Consider the following 3556-nt stretch of genomic DNA (forward strand, 5'->3'; position numbering starts at 1 on the left):
GGGGTCGCCGCGGGCGCGGGCGCACCGCCGGCCGGCCGCGCCGACGTGGCCCGGGCGGCGGGTCCGCGGCGTGCGGCGGACAGCGCGAGGATGCGCGGCACGAGCTCGTGCGCGACCTGGTCGAGCGACTGCTGCACGCTGCCCACGTTCGCGGGCTTCGTGACGTAGTCGGTCGCGCCCGCGGCGAGCGCGTCGAGCGTCGCGTGCGCACCCCGCTCGGTCAGCGTCGAGAACATGATGATCGGCTGGGTGTGGCCGGACGCGCGCAGCGCGCGGACGGCCTCGATGCCGTCCATCTCCGGCATCTCGACGTCCATCGTGATGACGTCCGGCGCGAGCTGCGCGACCTTGGCCTGGGCGATGCGGCCGTTGGCCGCGACCCCCACGACGTCGATCGCCGGCTCGCGCGACAGCGCGTCGGTGACCAGGCGGCGGATGACGACCGAGTCGTCGACCACCAGCACCCGGGTGCGTGCCACGCGCGGCTCCTGTCTGTCGTGCCGCCGGCTGCTCCCGGCGACGTCCCCTCCCATCGGCCGGTCGGGGCGCGGGGTGAGCCGTCCGGGAGGTGAGGTCGGCCGCGGGCCGGGGTGAGGTCGCGCGCGCGGGGTCACGCGCCGGGTCGTGGTGCGCGTCGGCCCCGCCGCGCGGGACGCGGGGCGGGGCCGACGGGACGACGCGGGGACGTCAGTACGTGAACGCGGCCGTGCGCTCGCGCAGGTCCTCCGACATCTGCGCGAGCTCGGAGACCGACGTCTCGACCTGCACGAGCGCCGACGAGGACGACGACGCGACCTGCGCGACCTCGGAGACGGCCGTGCGGATCTGCGCCGACCCGGACGCGACGTCGGACATGCCGCGCGCCATCTCGGTGGTCGTCGCGGTCTGCTCCTCGACGGCCGACGCGATGGACGTCTGGTAGTCGTTGATCGAGCGCACGATGCCCTCGATCTGGCCGATCGCCTCGACGGCGCCGGCGGTGTCGCCCTGGATGGCCTCGACGCGGCGCGCGATGTCCTCGGTCGCCTTCGCGGTCTCCTGCGCGAGCTCCTTGACCTCGCCCGCGACCACCGCGAACCCCTTGCCGGCCTCGCCGGCGCGGGCCGCCTCGATCGTCGCGTTGAGCGCGAGCAGGTTGGTCTGCTCGGCGATCTGCGTGATGAGCTTGACGACGTTGCCGATCTCCTGGCTCGACTCGCCGAGCCGCTGCACGGTGACCCCGGCCTCGTCGGCGGCCGCGGTCGCGGCCTGCGCGACCTTGGCGGCCTCGGCCGCGTTCTGCGCGATCTCGCGGATCGAGGCGCCCATCTGCTCGGCGCCGGCCGACACGGACTGCACGTGCTGGTCGACGTCCCCCGCGGCGCCCGCGGCGACCCCGGCCTGCGCGCTGGTCTCCTGCGCCCCGGTCGCGACCTGCCGCGACGCGGCCGACAGCTGCTCGGCCGCCGCGGCGACCGTGCCGGACGCCTCGGCGACGCCCGCCATCGTGGTGCGCAGGTTGTGCTGCGCCTCGCCGAGCGCGAGCGCCATGCGCCCGAGCTCGTCGCCCACCACGACCTGCGGCGTCACCGTGAGGTCGCCGCGCGCGAGGGCCTCGATCGAGGCGACCATGGTGCGGACCGACGCCGCGACGCGGCGCATGAGCCCGGTCGTCACGACGACCGCGACGAGCGCGGCGACGACGAACGCGACGCCCAGCGCGAGGATCGTCACGCGGATCTCGCCGGCGCTCCGCGCGAGGATCGCGTCGACGCCCGCACGGACCTGCCCCTCGGCGAGCCCGAGCGCGCGCCCGGCCCAGTCGGGGTCGGCCGCGACGTCCGCGGCGACCGCGACCTCGAAGCCCGCCGTGTCACCGGCCTTCACGAGCGGCAGCAGCGTGCCGTCGCGGTACGCGACCCACGCGTCCCAGCGCGTGCGGAAGTCCTGCCACTGCGGCGTGTCCGACAGGTCGTAGCCCTCGACGACGTCGACGCGCGACGCGACGTCGGCGTCGACCCACGCGACCGTCGTGAGCAGCTGGTCGCGCGTGGCCGGGTCGGCCGCGGCCGCGCGCCGCACCAGCAGGTGGCTGCGCTGCTGCTGCACCTGGATCTCGGCCATCGACGACTGGAGCTCGTTGGTGAGGTCGGCCATCTCCTCGAGGTGCGCACCGGCGCGCTGCAGGACCACGGCGCCGGCGCCGCCGACGACCGCGAACGCGATGCCGACGAACAGCAGCAGCGCGACGATCTTGGTGCGCAGGGGGCGGTTCCAGAACCAGCCGCCGTGCGTGGTGCGTGCGTCGCGGGTCATCGTCCGATCTCCTGCGCCGTGTAGTAGCCGCCGTCGACGAGCACGCGCTCGACGTTGTCCTGGGTGACGAGCTGGGGGGTCAGCAGGTACGACGGGACGACGCGCACGCCGTTGTCGTACGTGGCGGTGTCGTTGACCTCGGGCTGCTCGCCCGCGAGCAGCGCCCGCACCATGCCGACCGTGACCTCGGCGAGCTGCCGGGTGTCCTTGTAGACGGTCGAGAACTGCTCGCCGCTCGCGACGAGGCGCGCGGAGTCGACCTCGGCGTCCTGGCCCGTGACGACGGGCTGCGTGGCCTGCGCGGTGCGGGTCGCGTCGAGCACGGCCCGCGAGATGCCGTCGTAGGGCGACAGCACGCCGTCGAGCCGGCGACCGTCGGCGTAGGCCGCGAGCAGCGTGGGCATGCGGTCGGCCGCGACCTTCGCGTCCCACGCCTGCGTCGCGGCCTCGGCGAACGTCGTCTGGCCGGAGCCCACGACGAGCACGCCGGAGTCGAGGTACGGCTGGAGGACCTGCATCGCGCCGTCCCAGAAGAAGGTCGCGTTGTTGTCGTCCGGCGAGCCGGCGAACAGCTCGACGAGGTAGGGCCCGGTCGCGCCGGTGGGCTCGCCGGCGGCGTCGAGCACGCCGAGGCCCTGCAGCAGCGACGTGCCCTGGAGGACGCCGACGCGCGCGTTGTCGAACGACGCGTAGTAGGCGACGTCGCCCGAGTCGCGGATCAGCCGGTCGTACGCGATGACGGGCACGTCGGCGTCGCCCGCGTCGGCGAGCACGCCGGTCAGGGCCGTGCCGTCGACCGACCCGACGACGAGCGCGTCCGCCCCGGCGGCGAGCATGGCCTCGAGCTGCTCGACCTGGGCCGCCGGGTCGTTCTCGGCGAACTCGAGCCGGACGTCGTAGCCGAGGGACACGAGCTGCGCCTCGAGGTTGTCGGCGTCGTCGATCCAGCGGTCGGAGGTCGTGGTCGGCATCGCGATTCCGACCAGCGGCCGGTCGTCGGGCCCGCCCGTGACGGAGCCGCAGGCGGTCATCACCAGCAGCGGCACGGCCGCCAGCGCGGCCGCGCGGAACGCTCGTCGCATCCTGTCCCCCTTCATGGGTGCGCCCGGCCGGTCGTCCGTGACCGGCCTCTTCCTCCGTCCATCGGCGCGGGGCGCGCACATCTGAGCGCCCCGCGCTGACAGCCCGGTAGGCGACGGCGTCGCCCACCGCGCGGGCGACGGCGTCGGGGGTGACTGGATCGCGCTCTCGCGACCGGGGT

The 3556-nt window shown here is 75.1% G+C and carries 3 protein-coding genes; all 3 read right to left on the reverse strand.

Annotation, left to right across the window (positions count from 1 at the left end; all coding sequences use genetic code 11):
- A partial coding sequence (locus CS2_RS17875; RefSeq protein ID WP_156442209.1) for a response regulator occupies positions 1 to 479 on the reverse strand: 479 nt, incomplete at its 3' end.
- Between the two features lie 208 nt (positions 480 to 687).
- Complete coding sequence (locus CS2_RS19700) at positions 688 to 2295, reverse strand: methyl-accepting chemotaxis protein (protein WP_046530135.1); 1608 nt, start codon at positions 2293 to 2295, stop codon at positions 688 to 690.
- Positions 2292 to 3377 (reverse strand): substrate-binding domain-containing protein, encoded by a 1086-nt coding sequence (locus CS2_RS17885; protein ID WP_046530134.1) that lies wholly within the window; start codon positions 3375 to 3377, stop codon positions 2292 to 2294. Before CS2_RS17885 ends, CS2_RS19700 begins: the two co-directional genes overlap by 4 nt.
- Positions 3378 to 3556: the final 179 nt, after the last annotated feature.

The sequence above is a fragment of the Cellulomonas iranensis NBRC 101100 = JCM 18110 genome, assembly GCF_001552375.1.
GTDB classification, from domain to species: domain Bacteria; phylum Actinomycetota; class Actinomycetes; order Actinomycetales; family Cellulomonadaceae; genus Cellulomonas; species Cellulomonas iranensis.